The organism is Acinetobacter sp. NBRC 110496, assembly GCF_000876115.1.
Lineage (GTDB): Bacteria > Pseudomonadota > Gammaproteobacteria > Pseudomonadales > Moraxellaceae > Acinetobacter.
The window spans coordinates 1-1,976 of the sequence record NZ_BBTF01000123.1 but is presented as its reverse complement, the minus strand read 5'-3'; the positions used below and the strand labels follow the sequence as shown (position 1 = coordinate 1,976).

Here is a 1,976-nt window from a genome sequence, read left to right as displayed (position 1 = left end):
GCATTGATACCATTTTCTGACTCTTCAGCTAGTGATTGTTTGATTTCTCCCATTTTCGTTAAACCAAGCACTTTACCCATACCTGTCGGATCAATTGCATACTCCGCAGGCATTACACAAGTAACTAGCACAACAACGGCACTTACGGCAGCAATTGCTGTTGATTTAATTAACTTTTTTGATGAAGGTAATTCGATATCTTTTGGAATTTCAGCGTTATACATAATTTAGATCCTTATTGAGTAATGAAGCCAGTAAGTTGATAGCCAACAAGTAAAAAACCGAGGAACATGAGGAAGACATTGCTTTGATAGGCTGTTTTAAAGAAATAAGGTGTCTTTCTCCAAAACGTCATTAATAACAAGATGATGCACAGAGCCATAAACTGACCTAATTCAACCCCAATATTGAATGAGATTAAATTTGCCAACAGTCCATCACTCGGAACTTCATATTCCTGAATTTTTACTGCAAGTCCAAAACCATGAATCAGACCAAAAATTAAAGTTGCGATTTTCGTGTTTGGTTGAAAACCAAACCAACGCTGATAAGCCCCCAAGTTATCAAGAGCCTTATAAACAATCGAAAAACCAATGATTGCATCAATGATGTAGGCGTTTATCGAGATATTGTAATAAACACCCACCAGCATCGTAATCGAATGCCCAAGTGCAAATAGGCTGACGTACAAGCCGATATCTTTCATTCGGTATAAGAAGAAGATAATGCCAACAAGAAATAGTAAATGGTCATATCCAGTGACCATATGTTTCGCACCCAAATAGATGAATGGAATCACATGAACGCCATAAATTTCTTGAATATAACCCTTATCACCTTCTGCTACTCCATGAGCAAAAAGTGTAGGACTTACCAATGTAATGAATAAAGCAAGTAATAGCTTTATGTAAGCACTTAATTTCACAATGTGTGAAGCAATAATTTGCATGTATATCAAACTCCAAAATTTAAAATGAATTGAAAATCCATTAACTTTTTGGGCGGTTTAAAAATACGACTCACCATCAGATAAACATATTCTTTTGACCAATCTAGAATTGATATCCCCTTTAAGAGATGGGCTAAAGCGGTCGATTTAAGTGCGTCATAGCCAACAAAATGTTCATAGTAATTATCTTGGTGACTATGTGAATGTTGTTGGCTTATCTCATGATGGTGAGAGTGAATTGCATCAATTGAAACGTGTCTCTGAAATTCATTTTCAGTTACATGCTCATTAAAGTGCAAACATAAAGCGAGACTGATCATGCAGACTAGCCACATCATCACAAATTTGCTTTGTTTATCTCGCAATATATTTGTCATTAAAGATGCCCCTAAACAACCTGTTCAGTGGCATCGTTTGATTTTCTTGACCTACCTTGGTTAAACCACACATATAAGGTCGGCAAAATAATCAAAGTCAGTAAGGTTGATGAAATAATCCCACCAATAACGACAGTTGCAATTGGGCGCTGGACTTCAGAGCCAATGCCTACGTTTAAGGCCATCGGAATAAAACCTAATGAAGCGACCAAAGCTGTAATCAACACGGGGCGGAGTCTTTCCATTGCACCATGTTTCACTGCATCAATGACACTTTCACCTTGAACTCTAAGCCGCTGAATGGCTGAAACAAGAACCAAACCATTCAGCACAGCAACACCCGATAAGGCAATGAAACCCACAGCCGCAGAAATTGAGAATGGAATATCACGTAGTGCTAAAGCAATCACACCACCTGTTAGTGCAAATGGCACACCTGTGAATACCAAGATACTGTTTCTAATATTACCTAAAGCCATATAGATCATGGCAAAGATCAGAATTAAAGCAATCGGTACTACAACCATAAGACGATTTGAAGCAGATTCCATCTGCTCAAACGTACCGCCCCAAGTCAGCCAATAACCATCTGGTAATTTAAAATCAGCATTCAGCTTAGATTGTGCTTCTGAAATGTAACTACCAATATC

3 protein-coding genes and 1 pseudogene are annotated in these 1,976 nt (G+C 37.9%); all 4 read right to left on the bottom strand.

Going from position 1 to position 1,976, the window contains the following annotated elements:
- Positions 1 to 224: pseudogene (locus Aba26S_RS20790) on the bottom strand (transmembrane anchor protein); the annotation flags it as partial.
- 11 nt (positions 225 to 235) lie between these two features.
- Positions 236 to 949 (bottom strand): HupE/UreJ family protein, encoded by a 714-nt coding sequence (locus tag Aba26S_RS20785; RefSeq protein ID WP_004828379.1) that lies wholly within the window; start codon positions 947 to 949, stop codon positions 236 to 238.
- 5 nt (positions 950 to 954) lie between these two features.
- Entirely contained in the window at positions 955 to 1,326 is a 372-nt protein-coding gene (locus Aba26S_RS20780) for a hypothetical protein (RefSeq protein ID WP_004828376.1), read from the bottom strand.
- A gap of 11 nt (positions 1,327 to 1,337) precedes the next feature.
- Positions 1,338 to 1,976: efflux RND transporter permease subunit (locus Aba26S_RS20775; protein ID WP_043975074.1), on the bottom strand; the 639-nt coding region annotated here is incomplete at its 5' end.